Annotated in this window: 13 protein-coding genes; 3 read left to right on the top strand and 10 right to left on the bottom strand. The window is 68.0% G+C overall.

Annotated elements, in window-relative coordinates; all coding sequences use genetic code 11:
* Positions 1-145: 145 nt before the first annotated feature.
* From ACFY0I_RS22345 to arc, 3 genes are all read right to left on the bottom strand, one after another.
* Positions 146-358, bottom strand: coding sequence for a ubiquitin-like protein Pup (locus ACFY0I_RS22345; RefSeq protein WP_030233608.1), 213 nt, complete (start codon positions 356-358; stop codon positions 146-148).
* A gap of 176 nt (positions 359-534) precedes the next feature.
* Positions 535-2,046 carry a depupylase/deamidase Dop gene (gene dop / locus ACFY0I_RS22340; protein ID WP_388898527.1) on the bottom strand — a complete coding sequence of 504 codons (1,512 nt, stop codon included), beginning with the start codon at positions 2,044-2,046 and terminating at the stop codon, positions 535-537.
* 251 nt (positions 2,047-2,297) lie between these two features.
* The gene (gene arc / locus ACFY0I_RS22335; RefSeq protein WP_388898524.1) at positions 2,298-4,064 is read right to left on the bottom strand and encodes a proteasome ATPase; all 1,767 of its coding nucleotides are present in this window, start codon (positions 4,062-4,064) and stop codon (positions 2,298-2,300) included.
* A 264-nt stretch (positions 4,065-4,328) separates the two neighbouring features.
* On the opposite strand from arc, the gene ACFY0I_RS22330 reads away from it, so the two are divergent.
* Positions 4,329-4,649 (top strand): ferredoxin, encoded by a 321-nt coding sequence (locus ACFY0I_RS22330; RefSeq protein WP_388898521.1) that lies wholly within the window; start codon positions 4,329-4,331, stop codon positions 4,647-4,649.
* Between the two features lie 4 nt (positions 4,650-4,653).
* Here the strand turns inward: ACFY0I_RS22330 and ACFY0I_RS22325 are convergent, their stop codons facing one another.
* The 3 genes from ACFY0I_RS22325 to ACFY0I_RS22315 all read right to left on the bottom strand — a co-directional run bounded on the left by ACFY0I_RS22325 (position 4,654) and on the right by ACFY0I_RS22315 (position 7,604).
* Positions 4,654-5,265 (bottom strand): hypothetical protein, encoded by a 612-nt coding sequence (locus ACFY0I_RS22325; RefSeq protein WP_388898518.1) that lies wholly within the window; start codon positions 5,263-5,265, stop codon positions 4,654-4,656.
* A 224-nt stretch (positions 5,266-5,489) separates the two neighbouring features.
* On the bottom strand, positions 5,490-6,386 hold the full coding sequence (locus ACFY0I_RS22320; RefSeq protein WP_267090166.1) for a tRNA (adenine-N1)-methyltransferase: 897 nt from the start codon (positions 6,384-6,386) through the stop codon (positions 5,490-5,492).
* Positions 6,387-6,404: 18 nt separating this feature from the next.
* Positions 6,405-7,604, bottom strand: a complete 1,200-nt coding sequence (locus ACFY0I_RS22315; RefSeq protein WP_388898514.1) for a site-2 protease family protein — start codon at positions 7,602-7,604, stop codon at positions 6,405-6,407.
* Positions 7,605-7,748: 144 nt separating this feature from the next.
* On the opposite strand from ACFY0I_RS22315, the gene ACFY0I_RS22310 reads away from it, so the two are divergent.
* Both ACFY0I_RS22310 and ACFY0I_RS22305 read left to right on the top strand, forming a co-directional pair.
* The gene (locus tag ACFY0I_RS22310; protein ID WP_388898511.1) at positions 7,749-8,666 is read left to right on the top strand and encodes a RecB family exonuclease; all 918 of its coding nucleotides are present in this window, start codon (positions 7,749-7,751) and stop codon (positions 8,664-8,666) included.
* Between the two features lie 64 nt (positions 8,667-8,730).
* Positions 8,731-9,405, top strand: a complete 675-nt coding sequence (locus ACFY0I_RS22305) for a response regulator (protein WP_388898509.1) — start codon at positions 8,731-8,733, stop codon at positions 9,403-9,405.
* An 89-nt stretch (positions 9,406-9,494) separates the two neighbouring features.
* Here ACFY0I_RS22305 and ACFY0I_RS22300 read toward each other — a convergent pair whose 3' ends face one another.
* From ACFY0I_RS22300 to ACFY0I_RS22285, 4 genes are all read right to left on the bottom strand, one after another.
* Positions 9,495-11,078, bottom strand: a complete 1,584-nt coding sequence (locus ACFY0I_RS22300; protein ID WP_388898504.1) for an ABC transporter substrate-binding protein — start codon at positions 11,076-11,078, stop codon at positions 9,495-9,497.
* Positions 11,079-11,149: 71 nt separating this feature from the next.
* Complete coding sequence (locus tag ACFY0I_RS22295; protein WP_388898502.1) at positions 11,150-12,751, bottom strand: ABC transporter substrate-binding protein; 1,602 nt, start codon at positions 12,749-12,751, stop codon at positions 11,150-11,152.
* A 479-nt stretch (positions 12,752-13,230) separates the two neighbouring features.
* Positions 13,231-13,932, bottom strand: a complete 702-nt coding sequence (locus ACFY0I_RS22290) for an HAD family hydrolase (protein WP_388898499.1) — start codon at positions 13,930-13,932, stop codon at positions 13,231-13,233.
* A 112-nt stretch (positions 13,933-14,044) separates the two neighbouring features.
* On the bottom strand, positions 14,045-16,018 hold a 1,974-nt coding region (locus ACFY0I_RS22285), incomplete at its 5' end, for a vitamin B12 dependent-methionine synthase activation domain-containing protein (RefSeq protein WP_388898495.1).

Below are 16,018 nucleotides of genomic sequence, written 5' to 3'. Positions count from 1 at the left end.
ACTCCCGGCACCTGGGCTGAAGCCCGTCGCCGCGGTTACGGTCTGCGGCAAAGCCGTTCAGGGGCACGTCGCGGTCAAAGCCGCGACACCATTTGGTTCCGTTCGACACGTACCGAGAGTCGCGGAACCACCTTGGATTCGAAGGCTACTCGCCGCCTTTTTGTACGAAACTCCGAACGAAGTCCTCGGCATTTTCCTCGAGCACATCATCGATTTCGTCGAGCACGGAGTCGACGTCGTCGGAGAGCTTTTCCTGGCGCTCCTTGAGGTCGGTCGATTCCTCGACCGCGGCCTCCTCGACCTCCTCGGTCGAGCGCGTCGCCTTCTGCTGTCCGCCGCCGGTGTCCTTGGTCGCCATGTCTACCTCACCCCGCTCGGTTCGCACGCTCACGTGGAGAGACCCCGGGATTCGGGATCTCTCAAGATCAGACCCTACGCCGGACCCTACAAGGAGGGTCCGGCATTCGTCCCCGCACTTTCCATCAACGTCCGGCTTTCTTCATGATTCCCGGACCGGAGGCCTTTCAGCCTTCCTCACTGCCCCGAAAGCACCCGCACCAGGTCCTCGGCCGTACGACACCGGTCCAGGAGCTCCTTGACGTGGTTGCGGGTCCCCCGGAGGGGTTCCATGGTCGGGACCCGCTGGAGGGAGTCGCGGCCCGGCAGGTCGAAGATCACCGAGTCCCAGGAGGCTGCGGCCACGTCGTCCGCGTACTGCTCCAGGCACCGGCCCCGGAAGTAGGCCCGGGTGTCCTCCGGAGGCTTGCTCTCCGCCCGCTCCACGGCCGGCTCCTCCAGGAGCCGCTTCATCTTGCCGCGGGCCACCAGGCGGTTGTACAGGCCCTTCTCGGGCCGTACGTCGGAGTACTGGAGGTCGACCAGGTGCAGCCGCGCCGCGTCCCACTCCAGCCCGTCGCGCCTGCGGTAGCCCTCCAGGATCTCCCGCTTCGCGATCCAGTCCAGCTCCCCCGACAGGCTCATCGGGTCGGTCTCGAGCCGGCCCAGCACGTCCTCCCACCGAGCGAGGACGTCCTTGGTCTGGTCGTCCGCGTCGGAGCCGAACCGCTCGTCCACGTACTTCCTGGCCAGCTCGAAGTACTCCATCTGGAGTTGTACTGCGGTCAGGGTCCGGCCGCTGCGCAGCGTGATGAGCTGCTGGAGGTCGGGGTCGTGGGAGACGTGGTGCAGGGTGCGGACGGGCTGGTCGACGGCGAGGTCGACGTTGATGAACCCGTCTTCGATCATGGACAGGACGAGCGCGGTCGTGCCGAGTTTGAGGTAGGTGGAGATCTCGGAGAGGTTGGCGTCCCCGATGATCACGTGGAGGCGGCGGTACTTCTCCGCGTCCGAGTGGGGTTCGTCGCGCGTGTTGATGATGGGGCGCTTGAGGGTGGTCTCCAGGCCCACCTCGACCTCGAAGTAGTCGGCCCGCTGGCTGATCTGGAAGCCGTGCTCGCGGCCGTCCTGGCCGATGCCGACGCGGCCGGCGCCGGTGACGACCTGGCGGGAGACGAAGAAGGGGGTCAGGTGGCGCACGATCTCCGAGAAGGGGGTTTCCCGCTTCATCAGGTAGTTCTCGTGCGTGCCGTAGGAGGCGCCCTTGTTGTCGGTGTTGTTCTTGTAGAGGTGGATCGGCTGGGCGCCGGGCAGCTGGGCGGCCCGTTCGGCGGCTTCGGCCATGATCCGTTCGCCGGCCTTGTCCCAGAGCACGGCGTCGAGCGGGTTGGTGATCTCCGGTGAGCTGTACTCGGGGTGCGCGTGGTCGACGTAGAGCCGTGCGCCGTTGGTGAGGATCACGTTGGCGAGGCCGATGTCCTCGTCGGTCAGCTGGCTGTTGTCGGCGGCCTCGCGGGCGAGGTCGAAGCCGCGGGCGTCCCGCAGCGGATTCTCCTCCTCGAAGTCCCAGCGGGCGCGTCGCGCCCGGTGCATCGCCGCCGCGTAGGCGTTGACGATCTGGGACGAGGTGAGCATGGCATTGGCGTTCGGGTGTCCCGGAACGGAGATCCCGTACTCCGTCTCGATCCCCATTACTCGCCGTACGGTCATGCGGCCCTCCTTGCCCGGCGGCGCTCCCGTTCGGGAGCGGCGCTCAAGTACCGCTGGTGCTCCGGTGCGTCGTGTGCGGTGCCCGTCCCCGCACTGCGCGACCGGCGGTACGGAAGAGCCTAGAACCACTGCGCGCTGGTGGGGAGATCATTTCAGTCATTGAATTTGCCCTGTCACCGGCCGAAAAGGGCAGGCGGTAAAACGGGCGGCTGCGGATGCCCGGTGAGGGCACCCGCAGCCGCCCCTTTTTGTCAGAGGTACTGACCGGTATTCGCCACCGTGTCGATGGAGCGTCCCGTGTCCGCGCCTTGCTTTCCGGTGACGAGCGTGCGGATGAATACGATCCGCTCGCCCTTCTTTCCGGAGATTCGGGCCCAGTCGTCGGGGTTGGTGGTGTTGGGCAGGTCCTCGTTCTCCTTGAACTCGTCCACGCATGCCTGGAGGAGGTGGGAGACGCGCAGGCCCCTCTGGTTCTGCTCGAGGAAGGCCTTGATGGCCATCTTCTTCGCACGGTCGACGATGTTCTGGATCATCGCGCCGGAGTTGAAGTCCTTGAAGTAGAGGACTTCCTTGTCGCCGTTGGCGTACGTGACCTCGAGGAAGCGGTTCTCCTCGGTTTCGGCGTACATCTGCTCGACGACGGTCTGGATCATGCTGTGGACGGTTTCGGCCGTGGAGCCCTGGTGCTCGGACAGGTCGTCCGTGTGCAGGGGCAGCGTGGCCTTGAGGTACTTGGCGAAGATGTCCTTCGCCGCCTCGGCGCCGGGCCGCTCGATCTTGATCTTCACGTCGAGCCGGCCGGGGCGCAGGATGGCCGGGTCGATCATGTCCTCGCGGTTGGAGGCGCCGATGACGATGACGTTCTCCAGGCCTTCCACGCCGTCGATCTCGGCGAGCAGCTGGGGGACGATGGTGTTCTCCACGTCCGAGCTGACGCCTGATCCGCGGGTGCGGAAGAGGGATTCCATCTCGTCGAAGAAGACGATGACGGGGGTGCCCTCGCTGGCCTTCTCCCTGGCGCGCTGGAAGACGAGGCGGATGTGCCGCTCGGTCTCGCCGACGTACTTGTTGAGGAGTTCGGGGCCCTTGATGTTCAGGAAGTAGGACTTCCCGGCGGGCTGGCCGGTCACCTCGGCGACCTTCTTGGCAAGGGAGTTGGCCACTGCCTTGGCGATGAGCGTCTTGCCGCAGCCGGGGGGGCCGTACAGCAGGATGCCCTTGGGCGGCCGGAGTTCGTGCTCCTTGAAGAGGTCGGGGTAGAGGTAGGGGAGCTCGACCGCGTCGCGGATCAGCTCGATCTGGTCGCCCAGGCCGCCGATCTTGTCGTAGTCGATGTCCGGGACCTCTTCGAGCGTGAGGTCCTCGACCTCGCTCTTGGGGACGATCTCGTAGACGTAGCCGGAGCGGGGTTCGAGCAGCAGGGAGTCGCCGGGGCGGATGGTGACGTCCAGGAGCGGCTCGGCGAGCCTCACCACCCTTTCCTCGTCGGTGTGCCCGACCACCAGGGCGCGCTCGCCGTCCTCGAGGATTTCCTTGAGGGTGACGATGTCCCCGGCCCGCTCGTATTCCATGGCTTCGACCACGTTGAGCGCTTCGTTGAGCATGACCTCCTGGCCGCGCCGGAGGTCTTCCGGTTCGACGCTGGGGCTCACGTTCACGCGGAGCTTGCGGCCGCCGGTGAAGATGTCGACGGTGCCGTCCTCGTTCGCCTGGAGGAAGACACCGAAGCCGGCCGGCGGCTGTGCGAGCCGGTCGACTTCCTCCTTGAGGGCCACGATCTGGTCGCGGGCCTCGCGGAGGGTATTCGCGAGTCGTTCGTTCTGCGCGGAGACGCCTGCCAGATTTGTCTGGAGCTCTACGATCCGCTCTTCGAGAATCCTCGTGTGCCGCGGAGAGTCGGCGAGCTTACGTCGCAGGACGGCGATTTCCTGCTCGAGATAGGCAACCTGGCCGGCGGGGTCCTCAGACCCTCGCCCGGGCCGGATGCCGCGGTTGATGTCGTCGTCGTGGGCTGCCACGGTCCTCACCTCCTCCAAGGGGAGCTGGACGCTTCCTGACCCTACCTGGGCTGGTGGTGATTGAAACCCCTAGATCACAAAGACGGTAGAGGTGTGTCCGATCTTCACCCTTGCGTACTCCCTCACGCCAAGGAAATACCCACCCATCAACATCGGAAAGCAGCCGGTTGTAAGGTCGAAGTGTTCAACACCCGTCAGGGCTCGTGCGACTTGCTTCGAGTTGTGGCCGGGGTGGATCACTCGGAGCAGGGAACGGCAGGAGATATGAGCGTGCAGCAGGAGGCCCCGGCGGAGGGTGTCGGCGGGTCCGGGCAGCCGCTGGAGGTCTGGATCGATCAGGACCTGTGTACCGGTGACGGGATCTGCGTGCAGTACGCACCTGAGGTGTTCGAGCTGGACATCGATGGTCTGGCGTACGTGAAGAGCCCCGAGGACGAGCTGCTGCAGGAGGCGGGGGCAACGACTCCGGTTCCGTTGACGTTGCTCCAGGACGTGGTCGATTCGGCGAAGGAATGTCCGGGTGACTGCATCCACGTAAGGCGCGTTTCGGACAGGGTCGAGGTGTTCGGTCCGGACGCGGAGTGACGGTTCAAACACTTCCGGCGGACGAGTCCGTCAGCTCCTGGCGGAATTTCCCGGCGGTCCAGCGCCACTTGGCGAGCTGGTTCAGGTCGGGGCTGGAGCGCGGTACGTCCGGCGAGGAGTAGCCGAGGAGACGGACCGTGACGGAGCCGTTGCGGACGGTGAGGTCGGTGGCGGTGCGTCGGCGGTCGGTGTCGAGCAGGGTGGCGACGACGCGGGGCGCGGAGCCGGGTGCGGGGTCCTGGATCAGGACGTAGAGGGCGTGGGGCGGGGTGCCGGAGCCGGCGTCGCAGCGGACGGCGGCCACGGTTTCGGGGCGGCCGTCGCCGTCGAGGTCGCCGTGGGCGGTGTCCGTGACGATCCGGGGTACGCCTTTGCAGTCGAGGGGGTAGGTGGCCGCCCGTGCGTCGGGGGCGGTGGCTCGGGCGGCGGCGGCCTGTGGGCCGTTGCGGGTTCCGCCCGGCGGGGTGGCTCCGCCGGCGGGTTCCGGTTGGAGGAGGCCCGCGCCGGCTATGACGGCGGCGACGGCCGTGGCGGTGGCGGCCCAGTGGGCGGGTCGGGCGCGGTGGTGCGCCTGGGTTCCCGGGGTGGGCGCCGGCGTGGTGGGGCGGTGCGGCACGCGGGGTGTCTCCTGTGCGAGGGGTGACGGGGAGCCAGCATCGTGCCACATGTCACACGGGGGTGAAACGGCTGGGTCCGTGCGGATTCGGGCCGGGGCGCCGGGCGGGTGTTCGTGGGTAACGAAAAGGCGCTGCGGCGCAGTTCCCGTTTGCTCGGGGGAACTGCGCCGCAGCGCCTTCGTGTTGGGCGGGCCCGATGGGCGAGCCGGTCCGGACGTGGCCGTTACGCGGAGCGGTCGCTGCCGGGGCCGTCGTAGTCGTCGCCGTAGGCGCCCTTGGAGGGGCGGCGGCGGCGCATCGGGGGTTCCACGCCGTCGGCGAGGCGGCGGGCGGTGACCAGGAAGCCGGTGTGGCCGATCATCCGGTGGTCGGGGCGGACCGCGAGGCCTTCGACGTGCCAGTTGCGGATCATCGATTCCCAGGGCTGCGGTTCGGCGTAGCAGCCGAACTCGCGGATGGATTCGACGGTGCGCGAGAGCTGGGTGGTGGTGGCCACGTAGCAGCACAGGATGCCGCCGGGGACGAGGGCCTTGGAGACGGCCTCCAGGCATTCCCAGGGGGCGAGCATGTCGAGGATGACGCGGTCGACGTCGGTGTCGGACAGGTTGTCCTGGAGGTCGCCGACGGTCAGCTGCCACGCGGGGTGGGGGCCGCCGAAGTAGCGCTCGACGTTGGCGGTGGCGATCTCGGCGAAGTCCGCGCGGCGCTCGTAGCTGTGGAGCATGCCCTGGTCGCCGATGGCGCGCAGCAGGAAGCTGCTCAGGGAGCCGGAGCCCACTCCTGCTTCCACGACGCGGGCGCCGGGGAAGATGTCGGCGAAGGCCAGGATCTGGCCCGCGTCCTTGGGGTAGACCACGGCGGCGCCGCGGGGCATGGACAGGACATAGTCGGGGAGCAGGGGACGCAGCGCGAGGTATGCGACGTTGCCCGTGGTACGGACAACGCTGCCCTCGGGGGCGCCGATCAGCTCGTCGTGCGGGAAGGAACCCTTGTGGGTGTGGAAATTCTTCCCGGCTTCGAGCGTGAACGTGTAGTGGCGGCCCTTGGGGTCGGTGAGCTGAACCTGGTCCCCGACCTCGAAGGGCCCGCGTCGGCGGGCGGCACCGGTCGGTTCGGACATGTGACCAGTGTATTGGCTTCAGGACTGGGGCCGCGCCATGGCCTTGACGAAGGCCTTCTCGACGTCGAGGGCGGACAGGACCCCGTAGATGGTGCCGCCGGTTTCGAGGACGAGGTATTCGGTGGCGGGGGTGGCGCGGAGGTGGTCGAGGAGTTCTTCGCCGGTGAGTTCCGCGGAAACCTTCATGCCGTCGGTGAGGTCCTGGGCGAGGGTGCTGACGGCGACCCAGGGGCGGCGGTGTTCGGGGACGGAGGCGATGGCGGTCTCGCGGACGATGGCGACGGGGTCTCCGAGGCCGTCGACGACGACGAGGGCACGGGCTCCGGCTTCGTTGGCGCGGCGGAGTGCTTCGGAGAGGGGGGTGGCGTTCTCGACGGGGATGGCGCGTCGGGTGAGGGCGCGGGCGCGGAGTTCGGGGAGGTGTTGGCGCAGGCGGGCCATGCGGAGGCTGTTGCCGGCGCCGGTCCAGATGATGGCGGCCAGGATCGCGGCGAGGAGCGCGTCCATGACGGTGTTCATGCCGCCGATCTCGTCGGTGCGGTTGCCGAGGATGCCGGTGTGGGTGAGGAGCGGGAGGCCGAGGAGGACGGCGACGGCGAGGCCGCGTCCGACCCAGGCGGCGGCGATGGTGCCGGCCATGGGTTTGCCGGTGATACCCCAGATGACGGCGCGGAGCATGCGGCCGCCGTCGAGGGGGAGGCCGGGCAGGAGGTTGAAGGCGGCGACGAGGAGGTTGGAGATCATGAGGCCGGCGAGGAGGACGCCGGGGACGGTGGCGGGGTCGACGGCTTTCATGCCGAGGTAGAAGATGCCGGCGAGGGCGAGGGAGAGGAGGGGGCCGACGAAGGCGAGGACGAATTCGCGGCCCGGTGTTTCGGATTCCTTCTCGATCTCGGAGACGCCGCCGAAGAACTGGAGCTGGATGCGGCGCACGGGGAGTTTGTAGCGGAGTGCGGCGATGGTGTGGGCGAGCTCGTGGACGAGGACGGAGGCGTAGAAGGCGACGGCGAAGAAGAGGGAGACGAGGTAGCGGACGGGTCCGAGGTCGGGGAGGATCTGGTCGAGCTGGTCGCCGAAGACCCAGGTGATGAGGGCGGCGACGAGGAACCAGCTGGGGGAGACGTAGACGGGCACTCCGAAGGGGCGGCCCATGAGGATGCCGCCGCCCGGGTCGGAGCGCTTGGCTGCGCGCTCGCCGGTTTCGTCGGTGTCTGCCACGGCTTTCCTTCGTTCGGTGCTTGGGGTTCCAGTGTGGTTCAGGTGCTGGTGTAGCGGGGTGTGATGCTCCGATCATGCAGTGCGAGGGTGCTCGGCGTCGATGGTATGCGCGTGCTGTCGGCCGTGGACCGTAGGGTTTGACGCATGACGACGAGTCCCGGTGCCGTGCCAGGTGCTTCCGAGGTCGGCGTGGCGCCGGTCGCCGCGCCGCCCAGTTCCCTGTCGCCCTCGCGGGCCGGCGATTTCATGCAGTGCCCTCTGCTGTACCGGTTCCGGGTGATCGACAAGTTGCCGGAGAAGCCGAGTGCGGCGGCGACGCGGGGGACGTTGGTGCACGCGGTGCTGGAGCGGTTGTTCGATCATCCGGCGCAGGAGCGGACGGCTCCGCGGGCGAAGGCGTTGATCCCGGGGCAGTGGGACCGGTTGCTGGAGTCGAAGCCGGAGCTGGCGGAGCTGTTCCCGGAGGGGGACGAGGGGGCGGGGCTGGCGCGCTGGCTGACGGAGGCCGAGGCGCTGGTGGAGCGCTGGTTCACGTTGGAGGATCCGACGCGGCTGGAGCCGGTGGAGCGGGAGTTCTTCGTGGAGACGGAGCTGGAGTCGGGGCTTCGGTTGCGCGGGATCATCGACCGGGTGGACGTGGCGCCGTCGGGTGAGGTGCGGATCGTCGATTACAAGACGGGGAAGGCGCCGCGGCCGGAGTACGCCGAGGGTGCGTTGTTCCAGATGAAGTTCTACGCGCTGGTGGTGTGGCGGCTGAAGCAGGTGGTGCCGCGCCGGCTGCAGCTGGTGTATCTGGGGAGCGGGGACGTGCTGACCTACGATCCGGTGGTCGCGGATCTGGAGCGGGTGGAGCGCAAGCTGCACGCGTTGTGGGAGGCGATCCGGGAGGCCACGGAGACGGGTGAGTGGCGGCCGCGGCCGACGAAGCTGTGCGGCTGGTGTGATCATCGGTCGGTGTGTCCGGAGTTCGGGGGGACTCCCCCGGTGTATCCGTTGGCGGTCGTGCCCAGGCCGGCGGGGCCGCCGGTCGAGGTCGTGGTGGATCGCCCGGCGGAATCCTGATCTTGTCGTCAGGGCAGAATGGGCGACGTCCGCCGTAGCCGCCCGACGAATACGAGGTACCTCCGTGACCATCCGCGTCCTGCTGGTCGACGACCAGCCACTGCTGCGCACCGGGTTCCGGATGATCCTGGAGGCCGAGCCGGAACTGGTGGTGGTGGGCGAGGCCGGGGACGGTCTGCAGGCGTTGGACCAGGTGCGGGCGTTGCAGCCCGACGTGGTGCTGATGGACATCCGGATGCCGCGGATGGACGGGGTGGAGGCGACGCGGCAGATCACGGGTCCGGAGCGCGACGGGCCGGCGAAGGTGTTGGTGCTGACCACGTTCGATCTGGACGAGTACGTGGTGGAGGCGTTGCGGGCGGGGGCGAGCGGGTTCCTGTTGAAGGACGCGCCGGCGACGGAGCTGGTGCAGGCGATCCGGGTGGTCGCGGCGGGTGAGGCGATGTTGGCGCCGAGCATCACGCGGCGGTTGTTGGACAAGTACGCGGGGCACCTGCCGTCGGGTGAGGACAGTGTGCCGGACACGTTGGGGTCGCTGACGGAGCGCGAGGTGGAGGTGCTGAAGCTGGTGGCCCGGGGGTTGTCGAACGCGGAGATCGCGGCGGACCTGTTCGTGAGCGAGACCACGGTGAAGACGCACGTGGGTCACGTGCTCACGAAGCTGGCGCTGCGCGACCGGGTGCAAGCGGCGGTGTACGCGTACGAGTCGGGTCTGGTGCGGCCGGGCGCCACTCCGTAGCCGGCCCTGTTCCTCGTCGGCGTCGCCGGACACGGCAACGGGCCGGCAGCCGCTCCACGCGGCTGCCGGCCCGTTGCCGTGTGCGGGGCTCAGCCCTTGCTGATCTCCCAGAAGCGGAAGACGGTGGAGGCGTCGAGGGACCACTGGAGGCCGGTGACGTTCTGGCGGGTGACGGCGTACTGCTTGCCCTGCCAGAGCGGGAGGATCGGGACCTCGTCGGCGACGATGTCCTGGAGCCGGTTGTAGTCCATGTTGGCCGCGGTGCGGTCGGACTTCGCGGAGGTCGACGGGATGATGGTCCCGCTGATCTCCTTGTTGTCGTAGTTGTTGTGCAGGACGTTGTCCGGGCCGAAGAACGGCTGGGTGAAGTTGTCGGCGTCCGGGTAGTCGGGCACCCAGCCCTTCACGTAGATGCCGTACTTGCCGTCCTGGATGTCCTTCTCGTACTGCTCGTACTCGACGGACTTCATCTCGGCGTCGAAGAGGCCGCTGTCGTTGAGCTGCTTGGCGATGACCTGGAACTGCTGGTCGGTGGAGGGGCCGTAGCGCGAGGGGGTCGAGTAGAGGGTGACCTTGACCTTGCCGGTGATGTTCGCGGCCTTCAGGACGGCCTTGGCCTTCTCGGGCTGGGGGCTGCCGCCGTAGCGGTCGAAGAACGGGGTGGTGTGTCCGGCGATGCCGGCGGGGACGATGGAGTACAGCGGCACGGCGGTGCCCGCGTACACGTCCTTGACGAGTGCTTCGCGGTCGATGAGGTACGCGATGGCCTTGCGCACGGGCAGCTTGCCGACGACGGGGTCGTTGACGTTGAAGACCATGTGCTCGACCTCGGCGCCGGTGCCCTGGACGACGTCGACCTTCTGGTCGCCGGTCTTGGTGGCGGCGAGGCCGGCGATGTCCTTGGCGGCGAGACCGCGGAAGGCGAAGTCGACGTCTCCGCTTTCCAGGACGGTCTTGAGGGCGGCCTGGTCACCGTTGAAGAACTTCAGCGTGACGCCGGTGTTCTTGGCCTTGGCCTTGCCGCTGTAGGACTCGTTGACGGAGAAGCTCGCGCTCTTGTCGCTGAACGAGTCGAGCTTGTAGACGCCGGAGCCGATGGCCTTGTCGTCGCTGCGGAGCTTGTCGGCCGGGTACTCGCGGCTGTCGACGATGGCACCGGCGCCGGAGGCGATCTTGCTGGGGAAGGTCGCGTCGGAGTTCTTGAGGCGGAAGACGATGGTCTTCTCGTCGGGGGCCTCGATGGAGCCGATCGACGCGAGCATCACGGCGGGGCCGTTGTCGTCGTTGATCTTCAGGGTCCGCTCGAAGGAGAACTTGACGTCCTTCGAGGTGAGGCTGTTGCCGTTGCTGAACTTCAGACCGCTGCGCAGGGTGCACTTGAACACCTTGCTGTCACCGCCCTCGAAGTTGCAGGCCTGGGCGGCGTCGGGCTCGGGCGTGGTGCCGCCCTTGGGGAAGCTCAGCAGCGACTGGAAGACGTTGTTGAAGAGCAGCCAGGAGCCCGGGTCGTAGCCGGCGGCGGGGTCGGTGGACTTCACCTTGTCGGATATGCCCATGACGACGCCCTTGCCGCTGCCGGCGTTCGAGCCGTCGGTCGAACCGCAACCGCTGAGCAGCGCGGCGGCGGTGGCTGCGCCGAGCGGGGCCGCCAACCACTGGTTACGTCGGTTCACGCGAAAGTCCTTCACAGTCTGGTCTGAACGTTGCGCCGGCCTGCGACTCCCGCTGCCGGTTGTTGCCGGTCTCAGCCGCTGACACCTCGGCCGAGCTCCCACAGCTGGAGGTCGGAGATGGCGTTGACGGACCACTCCACTCCGGTGATCCCATCGCGGGCGGCGACGTACTGCTTGCCCTGCCACAGGGGCAGGACGGGTACGTCCTCGGCCACGATGTCCTGCATCTCCGTGATCGCGGGCACGGCGACGTTGCGGTCGATCGCGCGCCGGGCGTCGGGGATGAGCCTGGTGCGCACCGCGGTGTTCGCGTACGGCGTGCCCAGGAAGTTGTCCTGCTCCAGGAACGGGGCGAGGAAGTTGTCGGCGTCCGGGTAGTCGGGGAACCAGCCGAGCCCGTAGGCGGGGTAGTCGCCCTTCTTCTGGGCGGGCCGGAAGTCGGTCCATTCGGCGCCCTGGACGGTGATGTCGAACAGCCCGGTGGAGTTGAGCTGGGTCTTGAGGGCCTCGAACTCGGCGGTGGTGCCGTCGCCGTAGTGGTCGGAGGTGTAGTTCAGGGTCAGCTTGACCGGGGTCTTGATCCCGGCGTCCTTGAGGAGGGCCGCGGCCTTGGGGGTGTTGGCCTCGCCGTACTTGTTGAAGAACGAGTTGACGTGCCCGGTGACGGTGGTGGGGACCAGCGAGTACAGGGGCTGGGCGGACTTGCCGTAGACCTTGGAGATGACGTTGTTGCGGTCGACGGCGGCGGCGAGCGCCTGGCGTACGGCCTTGTCCTTGACGACCGGGGCGTCGGTGTTGAAGCCGAGGTAGCGGATCTCCAGGCCGGGCATCGGGACCAGCTTGACGCCCTTGGGGGGCTTGGCCGAGAGCTCGGTGATCTGGGCGGGCGACAGGGTGCGGGAGACGACGTCGATGGATCCGCCGGTGAGGGACTTGCCCATGGCGGCGGAGTCGGCGAAGGTGCGCAGTTCGACCTTGTCGTTCTGGAGCTTGATGTCGCCCTTGTAGTTCGGGTTCTTGGTGAAGACGGCGCGGACGAGGTGGTTGTCCTTGACCTCGGCCTTCATCGTGTAGGGGCCGGAGCCGTCGACGGAGAAGCCGGGGCGGAGCTTCTTGGCCTCGTACTGCTTCTCGTTGACGATGCCCGCGGCGGGCGTGGAGAGCTTGTACGGGAAGGTCGCGTCCGGGGTCTTCAGGTGGAAGACGACGGTGTCGGTGCCCTTGGTCTCGATGCTGTCGAGGGTGGAGAGCAGCGAGGAGGGGCCGTTCTCGTCCTTGATCGCGAGGACGCGGTCGATGGAGTACTTGACGTCCTTGGCGGTGAGGGGGTCACCGCTCGCGAACTTCAGGCCGGGGCGCAGGGTGCAGCGGTAGCTCTCGTTGCCGGTGTCGGTGAAGCGGCAGTCGGAGGCTGCTTCGGGGACGGGCTCGCCGCCGCCGCGCGGGGTGTGCATCAGCGTTTGGACGGTCTGGCGCAGGATGTTCCAGGCGCCGGCGTCGTAGGCGTAGGCGGGGTCGAAGGGGGCGGGGGCGTAGTCGGCAGCCTCGAACCGGTCGGTGGTGCCGACGACGATCGCTCCGGATCCCGCTCCTCCGGTCGCTGTGCCGCAGGCGGCCAGCGTGGGGGTGAGCAGTCCGGCCGCGGCCGTCAGCACCATGGTCTTGCGGTTCATTCTGGAAGTACTCCCTCACCCGGCACTTGCTCAAAGCGGCGTAGAGGGCACTGCGCGGCGGTCGCCCGTTCAGGGCGGAACGATCGGGCCGGTGTTTGACGATCGGTCCACGCGCGTACCGGTCACAGGGGTGTGTGTTCGGTACGGCAGAGGTGCGGCGTAGTGCCCGCGTCGACATTAGTGGCCTGGGACGGGATGGCTGGAACTGGCAGGAGTTGGGGCGTAATCGCACGGTGATGGGTGCGGACTGACAGCTCATGCGGGTGAGTTCGCAGATGGGGCAGGAGCTGATCAATCCGGACACATGGGGAGGCCTCGGGGCCTGCCGGGGAGCCTGCCGGGCATCTCCCGGGTGACCAAGGTCACCCTGCGCAACGCTTCCCTGGAGGATGGAATTTCGGCCTCCGGGGCCAGGGGCGGAAGATCCTCCGCCAAGACCTTCGACCCGCCTCATTCCATTCGGTACGGAGCGTGCGTGCTCAGTTCATCGGAGTGATGAGGGAGCGCAGGAACGTCAGGTCGACGTCCTCCAGCGAGCGGACGATCGTCCGGCCGGGCGCCGGCTCGATCCGGCCGACGGAGGGGATGGCAACGACCCGGCAGCCGGCGGCTTCGGCGGCGGCGACGCCGGTGGCGGTGTCCTCGATGACGGCGCAGCGCGAGGGGTGCGCGCCGAGGGCGCTCGCGGCGAGCAGGTACGGGTCGGGGTGCGGCTTGGTACGGGGCACCTCGTCGCCGGCGACGGTCATGGTGAACCGGTCGCGGCCGAGGGTGAGCAGGACGTGGTCGATGACGCGGCGGTGCGAGGCGGAGACGAGGGCGGTGGGGATGTTGTTGCGGGCGAGTTCGCTCAGCAGCCGCTCGGCTCCGGGCATCAGCGGGACCTGGCCGGCGATCCGCGCCTCGAAGCGCTCGTTGAGGAGCACGCTGAGTTCGGCGAGGTCGATGGTGGCGCCGGTGGATTCGATGAGGAACGCGGCGCTGCGGCTCATGGGGCCGCCGACGACGACGTCCCGCCACGCGTCGTCGAGCCGGTGTCCGAGTTCACCGAAGATCTCGGCCTCGATCTCCCACCAGAACCCCTCGGTGTCGATGAGGGTGCCGTCCATGTCCAGCAGCACCGCCTGCAGGGCGTGCCCGTCGGCCGTGCGGGTGACGGGGGCGGGAACGGTGCTGGTCAATGCGCACACCTCTTTCAGGGGACGATGAGGCCGGTCACCTCGGCCCGTGGGGACGTGCCCCGGGATCAGGTGACCGGCCTGTATGGGACCGTCCAGTGTACGCCGGTGAGTCTCAGCGCGCGTTGAAATACTTCGCTTCGGGGTGGTGGATGACGATGGCGTCGGTGGACTGCTCGGGGTGGAGCTGGAACTCCTCCGAGAGGTGCACGCCGATCCGCTCCGGCTGGAGGAGGTCGGCGATCTTGGCGCGGTCCTCGAGGTCGGGGCAGGCTCCGTAGCCGAGGGAGAAGCGGGCGCCGCGGTACTTGAGGTCGAACATGTCCTGGACCTGGGACGGGTCCTCGCCGCCGAATCCGAGCTCGGCGCGGACGCGGGCGTGCCAGTACTCGGCCATGGCCTCGGCGAGCTGGACGGAGAGGCCGTGCAGCTCCATGTACTCGCGGTAGGCGTTGGCCTGGAACAGCTTGGCCGTGGCCTCGCCGATGCGGGAGCCGACGGTGACGACCTGGAGGCCGACGACGTCGGTCTCGCCCGACTCCTCGGGGCGGAAGAAGTCCGCGAGGCACAGGCGGCGGCCGCGGCGCTGGCGCGGGAAGGTGAAGCGGGTCCGCTCGTTGCCCTGCTCGTCGAGGATGATCAGGTCCTCACCCTTGGAGACGCAGGGGAAGTAGCCGTACACGACGGCGGCTTCGAGGAGGTTCTCGGTGTGCAGCTTCTCCAGGAGGCCGCGCAGGCGGGGCCGGCCCTCGCTCTCGACGAGCTCCTCGTACGTCGCGCCGCCGGCGCGGGCCTGCTTGAGACCCCACTGGCCCTTGAACAGGGCGCCCTCGTCGAGCCAGGAGGCGTAGTCCTTGAGCGGGATGCCCTTGACCACGCGGGTACCCCAGAACGGCGGGGTGGGGACGGGGTTGTCGACGGAGACGTCGGACCGACCGCCCGGCTCCTCCGGCTCGTCCACCTGGAGGACGGGCGCGTCCCGCTTGGCGACGCGGCGTTGCTTGAGCTCGGGCAGGGTGGCGCCGGGAACGCCGCGCTTGACGGCGATGAGGGCGTCCATGAGGCGCAGGCCCTCGAAGGCGTCGCGGGCGTAGCGGACCTCGCCCTCGTAGATCTCGTGGAGGTCCTGCTCGACGTAGGCGCGGGTGAGGGCGGCGCCGCCGAGGATGACGGGGTAGTCGGCGGCCAGCTTGCGCTGGTTGAGCTCCTGGAGGTTCTCCTTCATGATCACGGTGGACTTGACCAGGAGTCCGGACATCCCGATGACGTCGGCGCGGTGTTCCTCGGCGGCTTCGAGGATCGCCGAGACGGGCTGCTTGATGCCGATGTTCACGACGTTGTAGCCGTTGTTGGTCAAGATGATGTCGACCAGGTTCTTACCGATGTCATGGACGTCACCGCGGACCGTGGCCAGCACGATGGTGCCCTTGCCGTCCGCGTCGGTCTTCTCCATGTGCGGTTCGAGGAAGGCCACCGCCGTCTTCATGACCTCCGCGGACTGCAGGACGAACGGCAACTGCATCTGCCCGGAACCGAACAGCTCACCGACGACCTTCATGCCCTCCAGGAGCGTGTCGTTGACGATGTCCAGGGCGGGCCGGGTCTCCAGGGCCTCGTCGAGGTCCCGTTCCAGGCCGTTCTTCTCGCCGTCGATGATCCGCCGCTGGAGCCGCTCGTCCAGCGGCAGCGCGAGGAGTTCCTCCGCCCGACCGGCCTTCAACGACTTCGTGTTGACGCCCTCGAACAACGCCATCAGCTTCTGAAGGGGGTCGTAGCCCTCCGCACGCCGGTCGTAGATCAGGTCCAGGGCCGTACCGACCTGCTCGTCGTCGAACCGGGCGATCGGCAGGATCTTCGACGCGTGGACGATCGCCGAGTCCAGACCCGCCTTCACGCACTCGTCCAGGAACACCGAGTTCAACAGGACACGAGCGGCCGGGTTCAAACCGAACGAAATGTTCGACAGACCCAGGGTCGTCTGAACGTCCGGATGACGGCGCTTGAGCTCACGGATCGACTCGATCGTGGCGATGCCGTCCTTGCGGGACTCCTCCTGACCCGTGCAGATCGTGAACGTCAACGTGTCGAT

The sequence above is a fragment of the Streptomyces sp. NPDC001568 genome, from assembly GCF_042893755.1.
Taxonomy (GTDB): Bacteria; Actinomycetota; Actinomycetes; order Streptomycetales; family Streptomycetaceae; genus Streptomyces.
The sequence above is the reverse complement of the archived record's forward strand: the minus strand, read 5'-3'. Positions and strand labels throughout refer to the sequence as shown.